Source organism: Xanthomonas bonasiae (assembly GCF_017163705.1).
GTDB classification, from domain to species: Bacteria; Pseudomonadota; Gammaproteobacteria; order Xanthomonadales; family Xanthomonadaceae; genus Xanthomonas_A; species Xanthomonas_A bonasiae.
The window spans coordinates 72,648-95,365 of record NZ_JAFIWB010000010.1 but is presented as its reverse complement, the minus strand read 5'-3'; the positions used below and the strand labels follow the sequence as shown (position 1 = coordinate 95,365).

Genomic DNA, 22,718 nt, shown 5'->3' with positions numbered 1-22,718 from the left:
ACGCCCCTGTTCCGGCCGGCGCCGCGCGCCCGGCCGGGACGACGCACGAGACCTTGCGCCAGATGGACACGATCGCCCCTTTCCACGGCTTCGGGCTGGGCCTGCGCCCGCCGCACTATCCGCTCTATCTCGAGGAACCGCCCGCGCTGGATTTCGTCGAGGCGATCTCGGAGAACTTCATGGTCGCCGGCGGCCGGCCGCTGCACGTGCTGGACCGCGTGCGCGAGCGCTACCCGGTGGCGCTGCACGGCGTGTCCATGTCGCTGGGCTCGGCCGATGGGCTCGATCGCGACTATCTGCTGCGGCTCAAGCGCCTCGCGCGGCGCGTGCGTCCGTTGTGGGTTTCCGATCACCTCAGTTGGAGCGCGGTCGGCGGGTTCAACGCGCACGATCTGCTGCCGCTGCCCTACGACGGCGAAGCGCTGGACGTCGTCTGCGCCAACATCGCCCACGCCCAGGACGTGCTGGAACGGCCGCTGCTGCTCGAGAATCCTTCCACTTACCTGGCCTTCTCGGGCGCCAGCATGAGCGAAGCGGACTTCTTGCGTGAGATATGCGCGCGGACAGGCTGCTATCTGCTGCTCGACGTCAACAACGTCTACGTCAGCGCCAGCAATCACGGTGCCGACCCGCAGGCCTATCTGGATGCGCTGCCCTGGGACCGCGTGCGCCAGGTGCACCTGGCCGGCCACAGCCAGGGCCGCGAGTTGCTGATCGATACCCACGACCAGCCGATATGCGATCCGGTCTGGGCGCTCTACGCCAGGGTATGCCAGCGCATCGGTGCGGTGGCCACCATGATCGAGCGCGACGACCGGATACCGCCGTTGGCCGAATTGCTGGACGAACTTCAGATCGCCCGCGACATCGCCTCCAGCGCGGTACGCGCGGCCGCATGAGCCTGCTGGAACTGCAGCGTCGCTTCTCGGGTTGGCTGCGTGACCCCGCGGCCGACGCAGATGCCTGGCTGGACGCGCGTCAGCGTCCGGGCCTGCGCGTGTACCGGCACGCCTACAGTGCGCAGCTGGGCGATGCGTTGCGCGATACCTACGCTAAGACCTTGGCCTGGTTGGGCGAGGCCGCGTTCGATGCCGCCGCTGCCTGCTATGTGGCGAGCCATCCGCCGTCGGCCTGGTCGCTTGGCGCCTACGGCGATCGGTTCGGCGCGCACCTGGCCGTGTGCCATCCCGAGCGCCCGGAGATCGAGGACCTGGCCTGGCTCGACCTGGCCCTGCGCCGCGCCTTCGATGGGACCGACGCGGCGCCGGTGACGCTGGCGTCACTGGCCGGCGTGGACTGGGAGCAGGCGCGCCTGCGCTTCGTGCCCACCTTGCGCCGGCGCGGCATGCGCAGCAATGCCGCTATGATCTGGCGGGCGCTGTCCGAAGGGACCCCACCGCCAGCTGCGGTACGCCTGCCAGAGACGATGGTGATCCGGGTCTGGCGCAAGGGCTTGTCGCCCTATTTCCAGAGCATGTCGCCGCTGGAGGCGCGCATGCTGCGCGATGCGCTCGCCGGGGTTCCGTTCGGAGTGTTGTGCCGGCACGCGCCTGGCGATGATCCGGCGCTGATCGGGCAGGTGCTGGAGCAGTGGTTGCGCGACGAACTGCTGGAGGCGGTCGCACCGGCGTAAGTGGCGCACGCTTGCGCCGCCGCGACCGCGCCGGCACGGCTCAGAAGTTGTTGTCGCCGTCCAGCATCCGGCCCAGGCCGCCGAGCACCGAGCCTTCGCCGCGGTTCTGCCCGCCGCCCTGCGGCGCGGCGGCGAACATGCGTCCGGCCAGGCGCGAGAACGGCAACGACTGCAGCCACACCTTGCCCGGGCCGGTCAGGGTGGCCAGGAACATGCCTTCGCCGCCGAAGAACATGCTCTTGATGCCGCTGACCGGGCGCACGTCCATGTCCACCGTGGAATGGAACGCGACCACGCAGCCGGTGTCCACGTCCAGGCGCTCGCCGGCGGCCAGCTCGCGCTCGACCACGCAGCCGCCGGCATGCACGAACACCCAGCCGTCGCCTTCCAGCTTCTGCATGATGAAGCCCTCGCCGCCGAACAGGCCGGTCATGATCTTGCGCTGGAAGTGGATGCCCAGCGACACGCCGCGCGCGCCGGCCAGGAAGCTGTCCTTCTGGCAGATCAGGCGGCCGCCGTGCTGGTCCAGCTTCATCGCCAGCACCGTGCCCGGATACGGCGCGGCGAAGGCGACCTTGGCCTTGCCCTGGCCCTGGTGGGTGAACACGGTGGTGAACAGGCTCTCGCCGGTGACCAGGCGCTTGCCTGCCGAGAACAGCTTGCCCATCAGCCCGCCGCCCTGGCTGTTGGAGCCGTCGCCGAACACGGTGTCCATCTGCACCACGGCGTCCTTGAACATCAGCGCGCCGGCCTCGGCGACCGCGCTCTCGCCCGGATCCAGCTCGATCTCCACGAACTGCATCTCGTGGCCGACGATGCGGAAGTCGATGTCGTCGGCACGACCGCTGCTGCCGGGCGGGGGCGGCAGGTCCGGCGGCAGGCTGGCCGCGTTCGCGCCGCGCAGCTCGTCGATCTGGTTGGCCGGCTTCCAGCCGCTCTGGCCCTGGCGCCAGGCCATGGCGGTGGGATTGTTGCGGGCGAAGGCGATGGCGTCGGCGTCGTCGAACGGGCCGGAGCGGGTCTGCTCGCTGCCGGTCAGGAAGTACCACTGGGTCATGGCTGCGGGTCCTTGGCGGAAATCTGCGGCGAGTCTAGCCCGCCGGCCCGGTCGGTTCGCATCTGCCCAAAGGCATGGGGCGGGATGTTCGCCGAATGTTTCCTGCAGGAGCAACGTCAATCGCGACGAAACGAAGTGGCACGATCCCTGGATCGAAACGCGTCGCGGCTGAAGCCGCTCCTACAGAAAAGCATGCCTGGATCGGTACAAGCGACACGCACGCTTTTGTAGGAGCGGCTTCAGCCGCGACCGGGCGCCAGGAATGCCCGCGACAGCACGCCTACAGCGCGCTTTCCGGCCGCACCTGCAGGGTCGTGGTTTCCGCGGCGCAGTCCTGGGCCGGCGTCAGGCCCTGCGCGCGCGCGTCCGCGATCTCCCTGCGCGCGCCCTCCAGGTCGGCGCGGAACGCCGGGTCGGCATGCAGCCGGGCCACCGTCGCCGCGCCCATGAAGCGGCCGGCCAGCACGTCGCTCTGCCAATGCACGTTGCACACCAGCCGGCTTTCGCCGTAGTTGCGGCCACGCGCGGTCAAGGCGTCGGCGCGGTCGGGCGCGATCTCGCCGAGGATCAGCGCCCAGGCCCAGCCGATGGCGCTGTGCCCGGAGGGATAGGAGCCGCTGTGGCGCAACCCGTCCTCGTCGTCCGGGGTGCAGACCGGCAGCTGGTTGAGCATGAACGGGCGCGGCCGCCGGTAGTGGTTCTTGGCCGCCTTGGTCGCGGCGCTGGCATCGATGCGGCTGCGTTCCAGCAAGGTGTACAGGTGCGGCGTGCGCTGCGCATCGATCGGCACGCCCAGCGCGCAGGCGAACTGGCCGGCGCCGGCCGGGAAGCTCAGGTCGGCGTCGCGCGCGGCCTGGTGCCAGCGCGCACTGCCGCGCAGCGCCAGCGCCTCGCGGTTCACCGCCTGGTCCAGCGCCTGCCCGGGCGAACCCTCGGCCGGCGGTGCCGGCAGCAACTGCAGGCTGGCCGGGACCGCGGCAGCAGCGAGGTAGCCGATCGCCTTGCCCGACGCGGCCTGCTCCGGTGCCGGCGCCGCCGGCGCACGGGCGGGCGACGTGCTGCACCCGGCGAGCGCCAGCGCCAGCAGGGCGAGGGCGGCAGAACGGAAACGGAAGGCAGGGGACGCGGGCATGCGATCTCGGGCGGGCGAGGAGGGATCGTTCAGTGTACGGCCGGTGCCGTGGCGCGGCAGGCCGCCATGGCGCAGGTCGGAGGGCCTGGAGCGGTACTGCCTGCAGCAGCCAGGTCGATGCGTCCGGTGCGCGCGCGGCGGTGTCGGACCGGGGCGGCAGCAATCATGCCGAAACGGGCGGCCACCCTGTGGGAGCGACTTCAGTCGCGACGCATTGCCGGTAAGGCCCGTCGCGACTGAAGTCGCTCCTACAAAAGCGCGCGCCAACCGCAAATACCTGGACCGCATGTTGCAGCGCCGGGAAGCGCAGCAGGCAGGCAGCCGCTGTCGTGCTGCGTAGCGGGGGCCACGCCCGCGGCGGAGGCCTCAGCCCTCGTCGCGTTCCTGCCGCGGCGGGAAGCGCAACACCACCCCGCGCGGGACCGGGGGCGGTTGCCACAGCACCGGCACCTGCGCCGGCGGTGGCGGCTCCAGCTCGTCGTTCAACGGCGCCAGCGTTTCCTCGTCCTCGTCTTCCCAGCTGTAGCGCTTGCGCGGTGGCAGCGGGTCGCGGTGGCGCAGCAGCAGCGCCGCGACCGCGCCGCCCAGCGCGCCGCCCAGGTGCGACTGCCAGGACACCCCGGCCTCGTGCGGCAGCACCGTCACCAGCATGCCGCCATAGAACAGGAACGCGATCATGCTGGCCGCGATCGCGGCGCGGTCGCGGCGCAGCAGCCCGAGCACGAACACCAGGAACAGCAGGCCGTGGGTGACGCCGCTGGCGCCCAGATGGTGGCTGCCGGGCTCGCCGAGCAGCCATGCGCCCAGGCCCGAGCCCAGCCACAGCAACGGCAGCGCGGCCAGGGTGGCGCGCGGGTACACGCTGCCGGCCAGGGTGCCCAGGATCAGCAGCGCGCCGGCATTGGCGGCCAGGTGTTCCAGCGACCCGTGCAGCAAGGGCGCGGTCAGCAGCCCGAGCAGGCCGCTGGCCTGCTGCGGTCCCACCGACCACGGCCGCCAGTCGAACAGGCCCTGGCTGGCGAACACCGCCACCAACACCGCGATCAGCGCGAGGCTGGCGTTGAAGGCGCGCAGGATCCGGGCCCGGTCGAAGCGGTCCTGCGCCTGCGCATCGTCGGCAGGCGGGGGCGGGGAGAGCGAAGGAGAGGTGTCCATGGTCCCTGGATGGCGGCGCCTGTCGTCCAAGGCAAGGCGCCGCCGGTGGGAGGGACTGGCCACGGCCGCGGGACAATCCCGCGGCCGTGGCGCGCCTCAGTGCGCCGGCTTGGCCGGGCGCAGCAGGCTCAGCGCCACCGTCGCGCCGATGATCAGCGCCACCGCCAGCAGCGAGACCAGCACCGGGATCTTGTACAGGTCGATGATCAGCATCTTGGTGCCGATGAACACCAGCACGATCGCCAGCCCGTACGGCAGCAGGTGGAAGCGGTCGGCCATGCCCGCCAGCAGGAAGAACATCGCGCGCAGGCCCAGCACCGCGAACACGTTGGAGGTCAGCACCAGGAACGGGTCGGTGGTGATCGCGAAGATCGCCGGGATGCTGTCCACCGCGAAGATCACGTCGGTGATGGCGATCAGCATCAGCACCGCGAACAGCGGCGTGTACCAGCGCTTGCCTTCCTGGGTCACGCTCAGCGCGTTGCCGTGGTACTGCGGGGTCAGGCGCAGGTGCTTGCGCATGAAGCGCAGCACCGGGTTGGCTTCCAGGTCCGGTTCCTTGCCCGCCGAGAACCACATCTTGATGCCGGTCAGCAGCAGGAACGCGCCGAACACGTACAGCAGCCAGTGGAACTTGGTCAGCAGCACCGAGCCGGCGAAGATCATGACCGCGCGCAGCACGATCGCGCCGAGCACGCCGATCACCAGCACGCGCTGGCGCTGCTCCTCCGGCACCGCGAAGTAGCTCATGATCATCAGAAACACGAAGATGTTGTCGACCGCCAGCGACTTCTCCACCAGGTAGCCGGTCAGGAACTCCAGCCCGTACTGGTTGCCGGTGGCCACGTCGATGGTCTCGCGCAGGTACCACCACAGCCCGGCGTTGAAGGCCAGCGCCAGCCCGATCCAGCCCAGGCTCCACCACAGCGCTTCCTTGAAGGTGACCTTGTGCGGACCGCCGTGGCGCATCAGCACCAGATCCGCCAGCAGCGCCGCGATCACCACGATCGCGAAACCGCTCCACAACCACACGTTGCCTATCGTTTGCATGGGGAATTCCCGTCAGTGAAGGTTGAACCTCGGGCCGCGGCGGCGAGGCGTCCTGGACGGAAACGATGGGGTTCGTTCCAGGGAATGCCTTCGCCACTGCGGCGAAGGTCTCGCTCGCAGCCGGTGGTCTGGCTGCCGTTGCACCGGAGCCTGCTGGCTCGAATTGACGGCGACAACGTTGGGAGCTACTCCCCTTCTGCGCCCATTCTTGCGGCTGGCGGCGGTGGCGTCAATCGGGGCGGATACAATGGCGTTCATGAATACTCCCCTGCCCGTAGTCCGCCTCAAGAACGCCTGGCGCTCCAGCCATCCGTGGATCTTCCAGAAACTGGTCGAAAAACCCGCCGCCAAGCCCAAGCCGGGCAGCCTCGTCGACGTGGTCGGGGTGGACGGGGAGTGGATCGGCCGCGGTTTCTACAATGGCCATTCGCGCATCGCCGTGCGCATCCTCGAGATCGATCGCGAGGTGCCGGTGGACGAAGCCTGGTTCGCCGGCAAGATCGCCGAGGCGGTGTCGCTGCGCCGTGACGTGCTCAAGCTGGACGCGGTGTCCGACGCCTGGCGCGTGGTGCATGCCGAAGGCGACGGCCTGTCCGGGCTGGTGGTGGACCGCTATGGCGACCTGCTGGTGGTGGAGTTCTTCAGCGCCGGCATGTTCCGCTACCGCGACTGGATCTACGCCGCGCTGCGCACCCAGTTCCCCGGCGCGCGCTTCTACAGCTTCGCCGAGGAGCATGTGCAGAAGCAGGAGAGCTTCGACTACCGCCCGGTGTCCAGCAGCGGCGAGCGCCCGGAGCCGGCGATCATCAGCGAATACGGCGTGCGTTTCCGCGCCGATCCGGCCGGTGCGCACAAGACCGGCTTCTTCGCCGACCAGCGCGAGAACCGGCAGTGGCTGAGCCAGCAGGTGGCCGGCAAGCGCGTGCTCGACCTGTGCTGCAACACCGGCGGCTTCGCCGTCTACGCCAAGGTGCGCGGCGCCGAGGAAGTGGTCGGCGTGGACATCGACGAGGACGTGATCGAGATCGCCAAGGGCAACGCCAAACTCAACGACGTGCGGCTCAAGTTCGTGCAGGCCGACATCTTCCCGTACCTGCGCGATGCCGCGGTGCGCGGCGACCGCTACGACGTGGTGATCCTGGACCCGGCCAAGATGACCCGCGACCGCGACCAGGTGATCCCGGCGCTGAAGAAATACCTGGACATGAACAAGTTGGCGTTGGGCGTGGTCGCGCCCGGCGGCCTGTTCGCCACGTTCTCCTGCACCGGCCTGGTCGCCGAGCACGAGTTCCTGGACATGCTGCGCCGCGCCGCGTATTTCTCCGGCCGCACCATCCAGATCCTGAAGGTGGCCGGCGCCGGCGCCGACCACCCGTTCATGGCCCACGTGCAGGAATCGCGCTATCTGAAAGCGGTGTTCTGCCGCGTGCTGAACTGAGCCGCCGCGGCGCGCCGGCGTTCGCCGCGCGCCGCGAGATCGCGTTACCACGGACACGCCGGGCGGGTTGCCGACACACCGCTGGCACTGCTGCGGGCTGATCAGCGCCCGCACGGCTACGTGTGCCGAGTCGGCCACGCCTTCACGCCACAGCGCGTACCGCGCTGCATCGCACGCATCACGCCATTGCCCACCCGGCAACGCGCCTGCGGCGCGCGGCGACGTGCGCAACGGCAACGACGTTCGTCGATCGCATACCGCGCGAATTGCGCAACGTCGGCACTGATAACGCTTACATCGTGGTCTGCATCCCAGCGGATGTAGGCATAACGTAGCTTTGTTGCGCCGCACGGTGACAAACGCCGGCACGCGGGATTAGGTTTGCGCCGTCGGGTGATAGCGCTATCACTCTCGGCCAGGTGCCGGGATCTGGTGCCGTCGCCTCACTCGCCGCGGCGGCAGCGCCGCACGGATTTCGATTCGGGTTTGCATATCGGCATTCGCTGTAGCGGGCGGCTTGGTCAGCGTCCGGGTTGCAACGGGCAGCGATGGCGCCCGGCGCCCTTCGGGGGAAGGCGCGATCCATCCATCGATCGAGACGTAGGGGATCACATGCAGGCATGCAGCGATGCGTGTCACGTACCAGGGACCGCTTCGACGTAGGCATGCGCCGCGTCGTACGCCGCAGACGGCGTTGCCCGTCCGACTCCAGCACCGAGGACATTCTGATGCGTCAGCAGTTGAAGAAGTTCCGCTCCAAGGCCATGTTCACCTTCGTCGGCGGGGTGCTGGTGATCAATCCGGCGTTCGCCCAGCAGGCGCCGCAGACCCAGGCGCAGACCCAGACCAGCCAGCAGCAGTCCTCTCCTGACGCGACCACGCTGGACACGGTCAGCGTCACCGGCATCCGCAACAGCCTCAACCAGTCGATGGGGATCAAGCGCGACAACGCCGGCGTGGTCGATGCGATCAGCGCCGAGGACATCGGCAAGTTTCCCGACACCAACCTGGCCGAGTCGCTGCAGCGCATCACCGGCATCTCGATCGAGCGCCGCGACGGCGAAGGCGCGCAGGTCACCGCGCGCGGCTTCGGTCCGCAGTTCAATGCGGTCACCCTCAACGGCCGGGTGATCCCCGGTGCCGACGCGTTCGGCGCGCCGGGCGCGGTGCCCAGCGGCGGCGTGGACGGCGGCACCCGCGCCTTCAACTTCGCCCAGCTCGCCTCCGAGGCGATCACCGGCATCGAGGTGTACAAGACCAGCCGCGCCAATGCGCCCAGCGGCGGCATCGGCGCCACCATCAACATCCTCACCGACCGCCCGTTCAACCACAAAGGCCTGGTCGCCAGCGCCGGCGCCAAGGCCGCGTACGACGACTCGCAGCCGTTCGACAACAAGGTCACGCCGGAAGTGTCCGGCATCTTCAGCTACACCAACCCGGACAAGACCTGGGGCATCGGCCTGAGCGGCAGCTACCAGAAGCGCCGCGGCGGATCGGTGCAGGCGACCGAGAACGCCTGGAACATCCAGCCCTGGACCGGCACCGATCCGGCGCTGCGCCCGGACGCCAACGTGCAGAACGCGCCGGCGATCGGCCAGCTCTACGGCATGCCCAACGACCTGCGCTACGCCTTCTCCGACTTCGAGCGCGAGCGGCTCAATGGGCAGGCGGTGGTGCAGTTCGCGCCGACCGACAGCCTGACCCTGACCCTGGACTACACCTACTCGAGCAACGAGATCACCGAGAATCGTGGCGAGCAGGGCATCTGGCTGCAGCGCGCCAACAGCTTCACCGACCTGGTGTTCGACACCGGGCAGGCGGTGGCCACGCCGGTGTACCTGCGCGACGTGCCCAACGGCGCCAAGGACTTCGGCATGGAGCAGCAGCGCAGCATGCAGAAGTACAAGCTCGGCTCGCTGGGCTTCAATGCCGACTGGCAGGCCACCGACCGCCTGCGCCTGACCTTCGATGCGCACAACTCCAAGACCCAGAGCCTGCCCAACGATCCGGTCACCGGCGGCAGCGCCACCTATTTCAGCCTGGCCGGCACCAATAACTGCACCGCCGGCACCCAGTGCGGCGGACAGTGGGCGCAGGAGCTGTGGTTCAACAACGGCCTGCCGATCGGCGCGCGCACCTGGTACCCGACCGCGGCCGATTCCATCGCCGGCACCAACGGCCTGGTCAACCAGGATTTCTCCCCGGCCGAACTCGGTTCGCAGGTGCTGCGCATCTACTACCAGAGCCAGGTGACGGAGGTGAAGGAAGGGCGCGTCGACGGCCAGTTCGACTTCGACAACGGCCGCTTCCAGTTCGGCGTCAACAGCGCCAAGACCACGATGAACCGGCGCATCAGCGACACCTATTCGACGCTGGGCGACTGGGGCGTGGCCAATGCCGGCAACGAGCCGGGCATGCTGGCGCTGCTGCAGCCGGTCGGCATCACCGGCCTGTTCGAGGACTTCAACGCCAACGGCGCCGCGCCGGGCGCCTGGCGCGGCAACGCCGACCAGCTGGCGTTGTGGGCGGGCAACGCCTATGGCGCGACCACGCGCTACAACCCGCAGTTCAGTTCCGACAACCAGGTCGAGGAGAAGACCCGCGCCGCCTACATGCAGCTGGAGTTCGACGGCGAGCTCGGCGGCATGACCACCAATACCCGCATCGGCGTGCGCTACGAGAAGACCGACGTGATCTCCTCCTCGGAGGTGGCCACCCCGGTCGCGCTGGAATGGCAGGCCAACAACGACTTCCAGCTGCTGCGCTCCGACGAGGTGCAGCTGTTCAGCGAGAAGCACAGCTACAGCTACGTGCTGCCGAACCTGGACTTCAGCATCAACCTCACCGACACGCTGAAAGCCCGCGCTTCGTTCGGGCAGAGCATCGCGCGTGCGCCGTACAACAACCTGGTGGTCGGCTCGACCCCGGGCACGCCGGGCGGCTCGATCCTGATCAACCCCTCCACGCGCGCGTCCGGCAGCACCGAGAACCCCAGCCTGGACCCGCTGGAATCCAACAACCTGGACCTGGCGCTGGAGTGGTACTTCGCCGACGCCAGCTACGTGTCGCTGACGTTCTGGGACAAGCGCGTGTCCAACTTCATCGGCACCAGCGTCACCCGCGAAACCATGTACGGCCTGCGCGACCCCACCTCCGGGCCGGATGCGCAGGCGGCGCTGGCCTTCCTGCAGAGCGGTGCCTGCGCCGCGCAGGTCGGCGCCGCCGGCAACGACGTGGCGGCGGCCTGCTCGGCCAACGACACCTCGCTGTTCTCGGCGATGGCGCTGCTGCGCAACGCCGCGGCCACCGGTGGACTGGGCGCCTACAACGGCAGCTCGGCGCAGACCCTGGCGCTGGAGAACGCCTACGACCTGGTCGGCGAGGCGGACGATCCGCTGTACGAATTCGACGTGTCGCGCCCGGTCAACCAGAACAAGGCCAAGATCCACGGCTGGGAACTGGGCGGGCAGTACTTCCTCGGCGACACCGGCTTCGGCGTCTACGCCAACTACACCCTGGTCAAGGGCGACGTCGGCTTCGACAACACGGTGCTGGACCGCGACCAGTTCGCGCTGCTCGGCCTCAGCGACACCGCCAACGTCATGCTGATGTACGAGAAGTACGGCTGGAGCGCGCGCCTGGCCTGGAACTGGCGCGACGAGTACCTGATCGCGGCCAACCAGAACGGCTCCAACCGCAACCCGTACTACGTCGAGCCTTACCAGCAGTTGGACCTGAGCGTCAGCTACGCGATCACCGACAACCTGTCGATCGGCTTCGAGGCGATCAACATCACCAGCGAGGACGTGCGCTGGCACGGCCGCTCGGAGAAGCAGGTGATCAAGGTGCTGGACCAGAGCCCGCGCTATACCCTGGGCGTGCGCTACAACTTCTGAGCCCGGCAAGCCGCGCGCGGCGATGGCCGCGTGCGGCAACGGCGCCCACGCCGCAGCGCGTCTTGCGGGCGCGGCGCTTTGCTGCAATGGTCGCGTGGCGCCCCACCCAGTTCCGCCACCGATCCGCCGGAGTCCAGATGGCCCGATACGAATTGCTCAACAACGTGGCCCACCAGGACCTGCGCGTGATCCTGCGCTTCGGCCCGGAGTTCGGCGACGCCACCGGCGTGGTCCAGGCGTTCCCGACCGAATACGCCGAGTTGCAGCGCGAGTATCCGATCCTGCTGCGCAAGGACCCGGACGGCGGCGGTTTCCAGTCGGTGGCGCTGCTGGGCTTCGAGCAGCAGGAAAACCTGTTCCTGCAGGACGCGCACTGGAATGCGGCGTACCTGCCGGGCATCGTCGCCAAGGGACCGTTCCTGATCGGATTCCAGGAACAGCACGAGGACGGCGTGCTGCGCCGCGAACCGGTGATCCACGTCGATCTGGACCACCCCCGGGTGAGTTTCGACGAAGGCGAACGGGTGTTCCTGCCGCAAGGCGGCAACAGCCCGTATCTGGAGCACATCATCACCGTGCTGCGCGGCATCCGCGACGGCGTGGAAGGCGGCGACGCCATGTTCGCCGCCTTCGATGCGCTGGGCCTGATCCAGCCGCTGCGCATCGACGTGCAGCTCGGGCAGGAACACAACGTGCATCTGGCCGGGCTGTACGGCATCGACCGCGAACGGCTGGCGGCGCTGGATGCGGCGTCGCTGCATGGGCTGCACCGCGCCGGGTATCTGGAAGGGGTCTATCTGCTGCTGGCGTCGCTGCACAACATGCGCCGGCTGATGGCCGAGAAGCAGCGCCGCCTGCAGCACGTCGGCGTGGACGCGGTCGCCTCCGGGCAGGCCGCCTGAGCGGCGTGGACGCGTTGGCGGCGATTGCCGAGCGCAGCGATTGCCGGGCCGGCGCAGTGCCGCTGGCCGACCTGCTCGCCGCCGGCGAACCGGTGGTGTTGCGTGGCGTGGCGCGCGACTGGGCGCTGGTCCAGGCCGGCCTGCGCGGCACGCGCGAGGCCATGGACCTGTTGCGCGGGCACAGCAACGGCCGCGCGCTGCAGTACTCCTACGGCGCGCCGGAGATCGCCGGCCGGCCGTTCTACAACGACGACTTCACCGCGTTGAACTTCGAAGTGCGGCGCAGCGACCTGCACGGCCTGCTGGAGGCGATCGCCGCGCACCTGGACGATCCGCGGCCGCCGGCCTACTACCTGGCCTCGCTGCCGGTGGACGACAGCCTGCCGGGATTCCGCGACGGCAACGATGTGGACTTCGCCGCGCATGGCATGCAGGTGCGGCCGAGCATCTGGATCGGCAACCGCATCACCGCGTCCTGCCACTACGACGCGCCGAACAACCTGGCCTGCTGCGCGGTCGGCCGGCGCCGCTTCACCGTGTTCCCGCCGGAGCAGATCGGCAATCTCTATCCCGGCCCGCTGGAGCCGACCCCGGGCGGGCAGGCGATCAGCGTGGTGGATTTCGCCGCGCCCGATGTCGCGCGCTACCCGCGCTTTCGCGACGCGCTGGCGCACGGCCGCAGCGCGGTGCTGGAACCGGGCGATGCGCTGTTCCTGCCCAGCCTGTGGTGGCATCACGTGGAAGGGCTGGAGCCGTTCAACGTGCTGGTCAACTACTGGTGGAGCAGCGCGCCGGCCCATCTGCCGGCGCCGATGCAGGCGCTGTATCACGCGCTGTGGGCGATCCGCGACCGGCCCGAGGCGGAGAAGGCGGCGTGGCGGGAGATCTTCGACTACTACGTGTTCGGCCCGGCCGAGCGCGCCGGCGCGCACCTGCCGGCGCCGGCGCGGCAGCTGCTCGGCCCGATCGACGACACCCAGGCGCGGCAGCTGCGCGCGATGCTGCTGGCCAAGCTCAACCGCTGACCACGGACCCCCATCCAGGGCCGCGCGCCGCCGCGCGCGCCACCATTCATCACTGCAGGAGAGACGACGCAATGGCCCAGATACGCAAGGTGGTGATCGCGGGCGGCGGCACGGCGGGCTGGATCGCGGCCTGCGCGCTGGCGCACCAGTTCCGCGAGCTGCTGGACATCACCCTGATCGAGTCCGAGCAGATCGGCACGGTCGGCGTCGGCGAATCCACGGTGCCGCCGATCCGCAGCTTCCACCGTTTCCTGCAGATCGACGAGCAGGAGTTCCTGCGCAGCGTGGCGGGCACCTTCAAGCTCTCCATTTCCTTCGAGAACTGGCCACGGCACGGCGAGCGCTACATCCACCCGTTCGGCCTCACCGGGCAAAGCACCCTGGTCTGCGCGTTCCACCATTTCTGGCTGGAGGCGCAGCGGCGCGGGATGGTCTCCGACCTGGGCGACTACTGCCTGGAAACCGTGGCCTCGCGCGTGGACCGCTTCGCGCTGCAACAGTCGCCGCCGGTCAACTACGCCTACCACCTCGATGCCGGGCTGTACGCGCGCCTGCTGCGCCGCCACGCCGAGCGCCACGGCCTCAAGCGCGTGGAGGGCAAGATCCAGCAGGTGCGGCAGCACGCCGAGAGCGGCTTCGTCGAGGCGCTGCTGCTGGAAGACGGCACGCTGATCGAAGGCGACCTGTTCATCGACTGCACCGGCTTCCGCGGCCTGCTGATCGAGCAGACCCTGCACACCGGCTACGAAGACTGGAAGCAGTGGCTGCCGTGCGATCGCGCGGTGGCGGTGCAGACCGAGGCGGTGACGGCGCCGGTGCCGTACACCCGCGCCATCGCCCATGCCGCCGGCTGGCGCTGGCATATCCCGTTGCAGCATCGCGTCGGCTGCGGGCTGGTGTTCTCCAGCGCGCACCTGTCCGACGACGAAGCGCGCGCCAAGCTGTTGCACGACGCCGCCGCGCCGCCGATCAAGGAGCCGTGGCTGGTGCCGTTCCGCACCGGCCGCCGGCTCAAGGCCTGGAACAAGAACGTGGTCGCGCTGGGCCTGGCCAGCGGCTTCATCGAACCGCTGGAATCCACCAGCATCCACCTGACCATCGCCGCGGTGATGCGGCTGCTCACGCTGTTCCCCACCGACGGCATCGCCCCGTCGATGGCGGACATCTACAACGACGTCAGTCGCGCCGAGATGGAACACGTGCGCGATTTCATCATCCTGCACTACCACGCCAACCAGCGCGACGAACCGATGTGGCGGGCCTGCCGCGAGATGACATTGCCCGACTCGCTGCAGCAGCGGCTGCGCGCCTGGCGCGAGCGCGCGCACGCCTGGCAGGGCAGCGACGAACTGTTCCGGGTGGATTCGTGGATCCACGTGCTGCTCGGCCAGGGCATCGTGCCGGCGCAGCACCACCTGCTGGCGCGCGCGTTGCCGGACCAGCAGCTGCAGCAGTTCCTCGACACGATCCGCCAGCCCATCGACCGCGCGGTGGCGCAGATGCCGTCGCAGCAGGACTTCATCGCGCGCTATTGCCAGGCCGGGCCGGAGGTGTGGGCGGGACGCGCTGCAACCGCGGCGCCGGTGTCGGCATGATGATGCGTGCCGCCGCTCGCGGCGTGCCGCGGCGCGTGCCGCTTGCCGTGCCAGCGGACGCCCGGTCGGTGGCATAGTGCGGCGCGGCCTCGCCGCGGATCGAGGGGGAGGTCGTCGTGCACAGACCAGCAGCAACCGCTTGCCCGGACCCGGCGTCGCCGCTGCGCTACCCGCCCGGCTATCCGCCGACCGGCAGGCGCGAACGATTCTTCATCGGCGTCAGATGGCTCGGCCCGGATCTGTCGTTCTTCGGTCGATTGTCGGCGCAGCAGAAGGCGCGCAGCGTCGATCTCATGGAACTGTGGGGTGGCGGCACGCGGCAGCGGGCGGCAAGCGCAATCGGAGCGATCCTGGCGCGGCGGCTACGCTGGCCCGGTCCGTGTTTCCTGCCCGACGACGTGTTCGGCGTCGTCTGCGGCGGACCGCGCTTCGAGATGCTCGACACCGGCGCCGACGTGGAGGATGCGATCGGCGAGATCCAGACGCAGCTCGGGATCGCACTGCCGGCGTCCTTCTGGGAAGGCACGGCGACGTGGACCCTGGGCGAGGTGGTCGATGCGTTGGTGGCGGCGGGCGCGGCCTGCGCCGAAGCCTGCGCGTCGCCTGCGCCTGGCTGAGCCGGCGCCGCCGCGCCGCGCGGCAGGTTCGATCGTGCAGGGCGACCTTGCGTGCCACCCGGATGCACTCACCTACCCGTCGCGGGGCAACCCGGCAGGCGTGGCATGGCTATCATCGAATCGTCGCCCCGTTCGAGAGTTCCTGCGCATGAACCTGCACGCCCTGTGTCTTTCCGTGTCGTTGGCGCTGGCCGCGGCGCTGCCGGCGCATGCCGTCGACTTCACCAAGGCGGAACTGGCGCGCGCCACCGCGCTGCAGCAGCGCCTGCTGACGCTGGATTCGCATCTGGATACGCCGGCCAATTTCGAGCGCGGCGATTTCGACATGATGGCCGCGCACGCCGGCAATCGCCTGGCGCAGGTGGACTATCCGCGCATGGTGGCCGGCGCGCTGGACGGTGGCTTCTGGGCGATCTACACCGGCCAGGGCGACTGCAGCGCGCAGGCGCACCTGGACGATCGCGACGCCGGGCTGCAGCGCCTGATGGCGATCCACGCGCTGCTCGCGGCGCACCCGCAGCAGTTCGGCATGGCCACCACGCCGGCCGATGCGGCGCGGATCAAGGCCGCCGGCAAGCGCGTGGTGTACCTGAGCATGGAGAACGCCAGCCCGCTGGTCGCCGATCCCACGCTGCTGCGCTTCTACCACGCGCAAGGCCTGCGGCTGATGAGCACGGCGCATTTCCTCAACAACGAGTTCGCCGATTCGGCCACCGATCCGAAGGGACCGGAATGGCATGGCTTGAGTCCTGCCGGGCGGGCGCTGGTGCAGCAGGCGCAGAAGCTGGGCATCGTCATCGACCAGTCGCATGCCTCCGATGCGGTGTTCGACCAGCTGATCGCGCTGTCGCCGGTGCCGATCCTGCTTTCGCACAGCGGCGCGCGCGCGGTGCATGCGCATCCGCGCAACATCGACGATGCGCGGCTGAAGGTGCTGGCCGCGCACGGCGGGGTGATCCAGATGAATTCCTACGGCGGCTACCTGATCGACAATGGCGCCAGCCCCGAGCGCAAGGCGGCCGAGCAGGCACTGATCGCCAAATATGGCGGCTGGGAGCATCTGCAACTGGCCGATGGACCCAAGCTCGGCGAAGAGATGAAGGCGCTGGATGCCAAATATCCGGTGCGGCAGGCGACGCTGGACGACTTCTTCGCGCACCTGGACCACGTGCTGGCGCTGATCGGCCCCGAGCACGTGGGCATCGGCATGGACTGGGACGGCGGCGGCGGGGTGGTCGGCATGGAGGACGTCGGCGACCTGCCCAAGATCACCGCCTGGCTGTTGCGCAAGGGCTACAGCGAGCAGCAGATCGCCGCCATCTGGGGCGGCAACGTGCTGCGGGTGATGCAGCAGGCGCAGGAGTGGGCGGCGGCGCAGGCGCGCGCCGGGTCTTCCTGAGACCTTGTGCCGGCGCGGCCGTCTCGCGCGATTGCGCCTGGCGGTGGCGCTTGGCCTGGCGCCCGCCGAGGGCCGAAGGGGGCGTAGCCCGGTCGCCGGAGTGCGCGGTGCCGCACGCGCCGAACCGGCGCCGTCGCATCGGCTAGCATCGGGGCGACCATGAAGATCGTCATCGCCCCGGATTCGTTCAAGGAAAGCCTGTCGGCGCTGGAAGCGGCCACGCAGATCGAGGCGGGCTTTCGCGCCGTGTTCCCGGCGTGGACCTACCTCAAGGTGCCGGTCGCCGACGGCGGCGAGGGCACGGTCGCGGCGCTGGTCGCGGCCAGCGGCGGCCGCATCGTCGGCCGCACGGTGACCGGACCGCTGGGGGAGCCGGTCGAGGCCTTCTTCGGCATCACCGGCGATGGCCGCACCGCCGTCGTCGAAATGGCCGCGGCGAGCGGGCTGGCGCTGCTGCCGCCGGCGCGGCGCGACCCGCTGGCCGCCACCAGCTACGGCGTCGGCGAGCTGCTCCTGGCGGCGCTCGATGCCGGCGCGCGCAAGCTCATCGTCGGGGTCGGCGGTAGCGCCAGCAACGACGGCGGTGCCGGCATGGCACAGGCGCTGGGCGTGCGTCTGCTCGACGCGCAGGGCCATGCGCTGGATCCCGGCGTGGGCGGTGGTGCACTGGCGAGGCTGGCGCGGATCGATGCCAGCGGCCTGGATCCGCGCTTGCGACAGTGCGTGATCGAGGTCGCCTGCGATGTCGACAATCCGCTGACCGGGCCGGCGGGCGCCTCGGCGGTGTTCGGGCCGCAGAAGGGCGCCACGCCGGCGCTGGTCGCCCAGCTCGACGCCAACCTGCAGCACTACGCCACGGTGATCGAAGCCGACCTTGGCATCGCGCTCGCCGGGTTGCCCGGCGGCGGCGCCGGCGGCGGCGTGGGCGCGGCGCTGGTGGCCTTTCTGGGCGCGCAGCTGCGCCCGGGCGCGGACATCGTCGCCGAGGCGCTGGGGCTGGACGCGCTGGTGGCCGACGCCGACCTGGTGATCACCGGCGAAGGCCGCCTCGACAGCCAGAGCGTCCACGGCAAGACGCCGCTCGGCGTGGCCCGCATCGCCAGACGCCACGGCAAGCCGGTGGTCGCGATCGCCGGCGGGCTGGGTGTCGGCGCCGAGCTTCTGCACGCGCACGGCATCGACGCGATGTTCGGCGCCGTGCAGCGCGCCTGCACGCTGGAGCAGGCGCTGGCCGAGGCCGCGGCGAACCTGCGCCTGGCGGCCAGGAACGTGGCCGAGGCGATCAGGATCGGGCGCGAGCTGGGGCGCTGACCGGATCGCGGCGGCGCTCCCGCCAGGTGCACGCATGCGGCGTCTGCCGCGTCCGCAAGCCGGGTTGCGGACGCGTACCGGCCTGGTATCGATCGGGTGCCCGACTCCTATACAGCCCGATTCATGGCGGACCATACGCACCACAATGGTGCCAATCCAGGCCGCATCTGGTGCGCACCGGGCCTATTCAGCTACAATGAAAACGATTACAAGAAAAGGAATTGCCTCTCCATGAGTACCCAGAACCTCCCCGAACGCGCGCCGCTCAGCCCCAAGTGGCAGTTCCGCTTCGACTTCTTCGACCGCCACGGCGGGCCGGCCTCGCCCGGCTTCAAGCCGGCGTTCAAGGCGCTGCCGTCGTTCGGCGACCGCCTGAAGATCAACATGAACTTCTTCGCGTTCTTCTTCGGCTGGATCTACTTCTTCATCCTCGGCCTGTGGCGCAAGGCGATCGTGCTGATCGGCATCTCGCTGCTGATCGGCGTGCTGTCGTTCTTCCTGCCGAAGATGGTCGTCAACGGCCTGGGCGTGGCCTATTCGGTGCTGGTCGGCATGATCGCCAACTACGCCTACTACCTGGAAGTGAAGAAGGGCAGCACCAGCTGGAACCCCTTCGAAGGCATGCGCTGGTGGTAACCCGCTCGCGCCGCGCCGGCTGAGTCCGCGCGGCGCGCGCCCAGGCCATGCCGCCGCTTCCCGCGCAGATCGCGCGGGGGCTGGGCACACGCCCTGGCCACGACGCAACGCTGTGTCGTGGCGGGACGGCTTGAGTCTGCCGGCGTCGGCGCCTACCGTGGCGCCTTCGCTGCCAGGCTCCCCCATGTCCCCACACGCTTCCCAGGCCGATGCGGCACCCGCCGGCCTGTCCTCCGGCCTGATCGCGCTGTTCGCCGCCGCCTGCGGCCTGGCGGTGGCCAACATCTATTTCTCGCAACCGCTGATCGGCATCATCGCGCCGGAACTGCGCCTGCACGCGGGCCTGGCCGGGCTGATCGTGGCGCTGACCCAGCTCGGCTACGGCGCCGGCCTGCTGTTGCTGGTGCCGCTGGCCGACGTGGCCGAGAACCGGCGCCTGGCGATCCTGCTGCTGGGCGGGGTGGTGCTGGGCCTGCTCGGCATCGGCCTGTCGCAGTCGGCGGCCGGGTTCCTGATCGGCTCGTTCGTGGTCGGCGTGTGCGCGGTGGCCACGCAGATCCTGGTGCCGTTCGCCTCGCACCTGGCGCCGGAGGCCAGCCGCGGCCGCGTGGTCGGCACGGTGATGGGCGGGTTGCTGGCCGGGATCATGCTGGCGCGGCCGTTCTCCAGCTTCGTCGCCGCCAGTCTGGGCTGGCGCGCGGTGTTCTTCCTGTCCGCCGGCATGATGCTGCTGTTGATGGCGGTGCTGCGCTGGCGCCTGCCGCAGCGCCGGCCCGCGCAGCGCGCGTCCTACGCCGCGGTGCTGGCCTCGCTGCCGCGCCTGTATGCCGCCACCCCGCTGCTGCGCCGGCGCGCGTTCTACCAGGGCATGATGTTCGCTGCGTTCAACGTGTTCTGGACCGGCTCGCCGCTGTTGCTGGCGCAGTCCTTCGGCATGGACCAGCGGCACATCGCGCTGTTCGCCCTGGCCGGCGCCGCCGGCGCCCTGGTCGCGCCGCTGGCCGGGCGCATGGCGGACCGCGGCTGGACCCGCCCGGCCACCGGCTGGGCGCTGGCTGCCGCGGCGCTGTCGTTCGGCATCGGCGCCTGGGCCGCGCACGCGCACGCGCTGTTGTGGCTGGTGATCGCCGCGCTGGTGCTGGATGCGGCGGTACAGGTGTGCCAGGTGCTGAGCCTGCGCAGCATCTACATGCTGGCCCCGGAGCAGCGCGGCCGCCTCAACGGCCTGTTCATGACTTCGGTGTTCGTGTGCGGCGCCGCCGGGTCGTTGCTGGCCGCGGCGGTCTTCGCCTATGCCGGCTGGCCGGGGCTGTCGTTGCTCGGCGCCGGCTTCGGCACGGCCGCGCTGCTGTTCTACTTCAGCGAATTCAGGCGCGCGGTGGTGCCGGCGCGTTGAGTGCGCTTCTGCCTGGATCGGGTGACGCTCGCATCCGTTCCAAGGCATGCATTCATGGCAACCGGCAGGACCCGGCGCCGCACGATTTGTCCCTTCTCCCGTTGGAAGCAGGCCCCGCAGGGGCGGACGAGGGTACGGGCGCAGCCTCGTGCATCCACACTCGGCGAGACGCTTTCGCGCCGGACCCTCACCCCAACCCCTCTCCCGAGGGGAGAGGGGCGATGCGTGGCGGTCGTTATTTTTTCCAGAACTGCCATTTCGGCGCCGGCTTGCTCGCCGCCGTGGGGGTTGATGGCGGGGCGAGGCTGCCTTGCAATTGGATCAGGCGATCCAGCGCATCGAAGCCAAGCGTGATCCGGCTGCCGCCGCGCGTGGCGACGGTCTGCCCGGGTTCGCGCTGCAGCGCATAGCCCTGGTCGTCGAGGAAGCCTTCGGTCATCGCGCGGTGGTCGAGCGGGAACTGCGCGACCAATTGTCCGAGCAGGCTGAGTACGCGCGGATCGTCGCACGGCGCGAACACCGCGGCGGGGACGTCGTCGAGCAGGAAGAACAGCGCACCGCCGCGGTACGGGCCACGGTAGTAGCAGCGCGCGCTCAGCGCGGCGGCGAGCAGGGCAATCGTATGGCCTTCGTCGTCCAGCGGCAGCGACGCCGTGGCCAGTTCGGCCGGACCGTCGCGCTCGCCACGCTCGCGCAGCGCGTTCGCCGCGACCAGCAGGTTCTCCGGCAGGTTGCTGGCGGTGTTGGCCCAGGCCCACAGCCAACTGGCGCTGTCCTCGGCGGCGCTGCCCAGCAGCTGCACCGGGAAGTGCAGGTCGTCGCCGAAGTGCGCAATGCCCTCGGCCAGATCCAGGCGCCAGCCGCGTTCGCCGAGCAGGTCGGCCAGCGCCATCTGCCGGGCGAAGGCGGTGCCGATATGGCGCGCCAGCAGGGCCTGGAAGGCCGGCGTCACGGTCGCGGTTCCCCGCGCTGCAACAGGCTGTGACGGCGCCCGTAGAGCAGGTAGGCGACCACGCCGATCCCGTTCCACAACGCGAACCACTTCTGCGTGGTGTGCGGCAGGCTCCAGAACAGGTACAGGCAGCCGCCGATCGCCAGCGGTGCCACCACCCACGCCAGCGGCGTGCGGAACTTGCGCACCCGGTCGGGCTCGCGCACGCGCAGCACCAGCAGGCACGCGGCCACCGCGATGAACGCGGCCAGGGTGCCGGCGTTGGCCAGCGCGGCGATCTCATCCAGCCGCGCCACGCCGGCCAGCGCCGCCACCAGGATCGCGGTGAACAGCGTGGTCGCCACCGGCGTACCGGTGCGCGCGCTGACCTTGGACAGGCCGCGCGGCAGCAGGCCGTCGCGCGACATCACGAAGAAGATCCGGCTCTGCCCGTACAGGAACGCCAGCAGCACCGTCGGCAATGCGATCACCGCGGCCGCGGCGATCAGCGTCGCCGCCTTGCCCTGGCCAAGTTCGCGCAGGATCAGCGCCAGCGGTTCGGCGCTCTGGCCGAACACCGTGTAGCTCATCGCGCCGACCGCGGACAGCGCCACCAGCACGTAGATCAGGGTGCAGCCGACCATCGAGCCGAGGATGCCGATCGCCAGATCGCGCTCGGGCTTCTTGGTTTCCTCGGCCGCGGTGGAGATCGCGTCGAAGCCGTAGAAGGCGAAGAAGATGATCGCCGCGGCCGCCATCACCCCGCGCTCGACGCCGTCGGCGCCCATCGATTTGGCGAAGCCGAACGGCATGAACGGCTCCATCCGCGCGCTGTCGAAATGCGGCAGCGCGATCACCACGAACACGGTCAGGGCGACGATCTTCACCGCCACCAGCACCGCGTTGACCGTGGCGCTGGCCTGGGTGCCGAGCATCAGCATGCCGGCGACCACGAAGGTGATCAGCACCGCCGGCAGGTTGACCACGCCGCCGGCGTGCGGCCCGGCGGTCAGCCACAGCGGCAGGTCCACGCCTACGCCCTTGAGGAAGCCGACCGCATAGCCCGACCAGCCCACCGCCACCGTGCTGACCACCAGCGAGTACTCCAGGATCAGGCTCCAGCCGACCACCCAGGCGATGCTCTCGCCCAGCGCGATGTAGCTGTAGGTGTAGGCGCTGCCGGCGGCCGGCATCAGCGTCGCCATTTCCGCGTAGGCCAGCGCGGCGCAGGCGCAGATCGCCCCGGCCACCGCGAACGACAGCAGCACCGCCGGCCCGGCCAGGTGCGCGCCGACCCCGATCAGGGTGTAGATGCCGGTGCCGACGATCGCGCCGATGCCCAGCGCCACCAGGTGCGGCCAGCTCAGCGTGGGCACCAGCCGGCGCCCGGCTTCGTGGACGGTGACCAGATCGAGCGACTTGCGCCGGAACAGGAACGACATGCGGGCCTCGGGGAGCGACAGGACAAGCCCGCGAGTGTCGCCGAATGCGGTGCAGCAATGCTATGCCCGGCCGCCTTGCCCGCCGGCGGGACGGTGGCGAACG

The 22,718-nt window shown here is 69.9% G+C and carries 18 protein-coding genes; 12 read left to right on the top strand and 6 right to left on the bottom strand.

All coding sequences use genetic code 11. The annotated features are described in order from the left end of the window. The first annotated feature begins 62 nt into the window (after positions 1-62). Positions 63-899 carry an MNIO family bufferin maturase gene (gene bufB, locus JR064_RS11260; protein ID WP_206229776.1) on the top strand — a complete coding sequence of 279 codons (837 nt, stop codon included), beginning with the start codon at positions 63-65 and terminating at the stop codon, positions 897-899. Continuing rightward, entirely contained in the window at positions 896-1,633 is a 738-nt protein-coding gene (locus JR064_RS11255) for an HvfC/BufC N-terminal domain-containing protein (RefSeq protein WP_206229775.1), read from the top strand. Before bufB ends, JR064_RS11255 begins: the two co-directional genes overlap by 4 nt. Before the next feature lie 40 nt (positions 1,634-1,673). Here the strand turns inward: JR064_RS11255 and JR064_RS11250 are convergent, their stop codons facing one another. The 4 genes from JR064_RS11250 to JR064_RS11235 form a co-directional block, all read right to left on the bottom strand. Further along, entirely contained in the window at positions 1,674-2,690 is a 1,017-nt protein-coding gene (locus JR064_RS11250) for a TIGR00266 family protein (protein ID WP_206229774.1), read from the bottom strand. Positions 2,691-2,970: 280 nt separating this feature from the next. Beyond that, positions 2,971-3,822: an acid phosphatase gene (locus JR064_RS11245; RefSeq protein WP_206229773.1), complete on the bottom strand. Its 852-nt coding sequence runs from the start codon at positions 3,820-3,822 to the stop codon at positions 2,971-2,973. A 366-nt stretch (positions 3,823-4,188) separates the two neighbouring features. Then, positions 4,189-4,977: a rhomboid family intramembrane serine protease gene (locus tag JR064_RS11240; RefSeq protein WP_206229772.1), complete on the bottom strand. Its 789-nt coding sequence runs from the start codon at positions 4,975-4,977 to the stop codon at positions 4,189-4,191. Between the two features lie 96 nt (positions 4,978-5,073). After that, on the bottom strand, positions 5,074-6,027 hold the full coding sequence (locus JR064_RS11235) for a TerC family protein (RefSeq protein ID WP_206229771.1): 954 nt from the start codon (positions 6,025-6,027) through the stop codon (positions 5,074-5,076). 256 nt (positions 6,028-6,283) lie between these two features. Between JR064_RS11235 and JR064_RS11230 the strand changes: the two genes are divergently transcribed. The 10 genes from JR064_RS11230 (at position 6,284) to JR064_RS11185 (ending at position 20,242) form a co-directional block, all read left to right on the top strand. Continuing rightward, positions 6,284-7,465, top strand: a complete 1,182-nt coding sequence (locus JR064_RS11230; RefSeq protein ID WP_179570444.1) for a class I SAM-dependent rRNA methyltransferase — start codon at positions 6,284-6,286, stop codon at positions 7,463-7,465. A gap of 728 nt (positions 7,466-8,193) precedes the next feature. Next, positions 8,194-11,361: a TonB-dependent receptor gene (locus JR064_RS11225; RefSeq protein WP_179570446.1), complete on the top strand. Its 3,168-nt coding sequence runs from the start codon at positions 8,194-8,196 to the stop codon at positions 11,359-11,361. A gap of 137 nt (positions 11,362-11,498) precedes the next feature. Continuing rightward, a complete protein-coding gene (locus tag JR064_RS11220; protein ID WP_191826380.1) occupies positions 11,499-12,263 on the top strand; it encodes a SapC family protein in 765 nt (254 codons plus the stop codon). A gap of 5 nt (positions 12,264-12,268) precedes the next feature. Beyond that, the gene (locus JR064_RS11215; protein ID WP_206229770.1) at positions 12,269-13,288 is read left to right on the top strand and encodes a cupin-like domain-containing protein; all 1,020 of its coding nucleotides are present in this window, start codon (positions 12,269-12,271) and stop codon (positions 13,286-13,288) included. A 71-nt stretch (positions 13,289-13,359) separates the two neighbouring features. After that, positions 13,360-14,883: a tryptophan halogenase family protein gene (locus tag JR064_RS11210; protein ID WP_206229769.1), complete on the top strand. Its 1,524-nt coding sequence runs from the start codon at positions 13,360-13,362 to the stop codon at positions 14,881-14,883. A 293-nt stretch (positions 14,884-15,176) separates the two neighbouring features. Then, a complete protein-coding gene (locus tag JR064_RS11205) occupies positions 15,177-15,500 on the top strand; it encodes a hypothetical protein (protein ID WP_206229768.1) in 324 nt (107 codons plus the stop codon). Between the two features lie 148 nt (positions 15,501-15,648). Then, a complete protein-coding gene (locus JR064_RS11200; RefSeq protein ID WP_206229767.1) occupies positions 15,649-16,899 on the top strand; it encodes a dipeptidase in 1,251 nt (416 codons plus the stop codon). A gap of 159 nt (positions 16,900-17,058) precedes the next feature. Further along, complete coding sequence (locus JR064_RS11195) at positions 17,059-18,210, top strand: glycerate kinase (RefSeq protein WP_206229766.1); 1,152 nt, start codon at positions 17,059-17,061, stop codon at positions 18,208-18,210. A gap of 231 nt (positions 18,211-18,441) precedes the next feature. Then, positions 18,442-18,846 carry a DUF2628 domain-containing protein gene (locus JR064_RS11190; RefSeq protein ID WP_179570456.1) on the top strand — a complete coding sequence of 135 codons (405 nt, stop codon included), beginning with the start codon at positions 18,442-18,444 and terminating at the stop codon, positions 18,844-18,846. Between the two features lie 184 nt (positions 18,847-19,030). Further along, positions 19,031-20,242: an MFS transporter gene (locus tag JR064_RS11185; protein ID WP_191826386.1), complete on the top strand. Its 1,212-nt coding sequence runs from the start codon at positions 19,031-19,033 to the stop codon at positions 20,240-20,242. A gap of 235 nt (positions 20,243-20,477) precedes the next feature. Here the strand turns inward: JR064_RS11185 and JR064_RS11180 are convergent, their stop codons facing one another. Both JR064_RS11180 and JR064_RS11175 read right to left on the bottom strand, forming a co-directional pair. Continuing rightward, positions 20,478-21,194 carry a DUF6882 domain-containing protein gene (locus JR064_RS11180; RefSeq protein ID WP_206229765.1) on the bottom strand — a complete coding sequence of 239 codons (717 nt, stop codon included), beginning with the start codon at positions 21,192-21,194 and terminating at the stop codon, positions 20,478-20,480. Continuing rightward, positions 21,191-22,615 carry an amino acid permease gene (locus JR064_RS11175; RefSeq protein ID WP_179570460.1) on the bottom strand — a complete coding sequence of 475 codons (1,425 nt, stop codon included), beginning with the start codon at positions 22,613-22,615 and terminating at the stop codon, positions 21,191-21,193. The genes JR064_RS11180 and JR064_RS11175 overlap by 4 nt, the downstream gene beginning before the upstream one ends. Positions 22,616-22,718: the final 103 nt, after the last annotated feature.

Coding starts and splice junctions, on each gene's coding strand:
- bufB (WP_206229776.1), top strand. CDS start 63: ATGGACACGATCGCCCCTTTCCACGGCTTCGGGCTGGGCCTGCGCCCG.
- JR064_RS11255 (WP_206229775.1), top strand. CDS start 896: ATGAGCCTGCTGGAACTGCAGCGTCGCTTCTCGGGTTGGCTGCGTGAC.
- JR064_RS11250 (WP_206229774.1), bottom strand. CDS start 2,690: ATGACCCAGTGGTACTTCCTGACCGGCAGCGAGCAGACCCGCTCCGGC.
- JR064_RS11245 (WP_206229773.1), bottom strand. CDS start 3,822: ATGCCCGCGTCCCCTGCCTTCCGTTTCCGTTCTGCCGCCCTCGCCCTG.
- JR064_RS11240 (WP_206229772.1), bottom strand. CDS start 4,977: ATGGACACCTCTCCTTCGCTCTCCCCGCCCCCGCCTGCCGACGATGCG.
- JR064_RS11235 (WP_206229771.1), bottom strand. CDS start 6,027: ATGCAAACGATAGGCAACGTGTGGTTGTGGAGCGGTTTCGCGATCGTG.
- JR064_RS11230 (WP_179570444.1), top strand. CDS start 6,284: ATGAATACTCCCCTGCCCGTAGTCCGCCTCAAGAACGCCTGGCGCTCC.
- JR064_RS11225 (WP_179570446.1), top strand. CDS start 8,194: ATGCGTCAGCAGTTGAAGAAGTTCCGCTCCAAGGCCATGTTCACCTTC.
- JR064_RS11220 (WP_191826380.1), top strand. CDS start 11,499: ATGGCCCGATACGAATTGCTCAACAACGTGGCCCACCAGGACCTGCGC.
- JR064_RS11210 (WP_206229769.1), top strand. CDS start 13,360: ATGGCCCAGATACGCAAGGTGGTGATCGCGGGCGGCGGCACGGCGGGC.
- JR064_RS11205 (WP_206229768.1), top strand. CDS start 15,177: ATGGAACTGTGGGGTGGCGGCACGCGGCAGCGGGCGGCAAGCGCAATC.
- JR064_RS11200 (WP_206229767.1), top strand. CDS start 15,649: ATGAACCTGCACGCCCTGTGTCTTTCCGTGTCGTTGGCGCTGGCCGCG.
- JR064_RS11195 (WP_206229766.1), top strand. CDS start 17,059: ATGAAGATCGTCATCGCCCCGGATTCGTTCAAGGAAAGCCTGTCGGCG.
- JR064_RS11190 (WP_179570456.1), top strand. CDS start 18,442: ATGAGTACCCAGAACCTCCCCGAACGCGCGCCGCTCAGCCCCAAGTGG.
- JR064_RS11185 (WP_191826386.1), top strand. CDS start 19,031: ATGTCCCCACACGCTTCCCAGGCCGATGCGGCACCCGCCGGCCTGTCC.
- JR064_RS11175 (WP_179570460.1), bottom strand. CDS start 22,615: ATGTCGTTCCTGTTCCGGCGCAAGTCGCTCGATCTGGTCACCGTCCAC.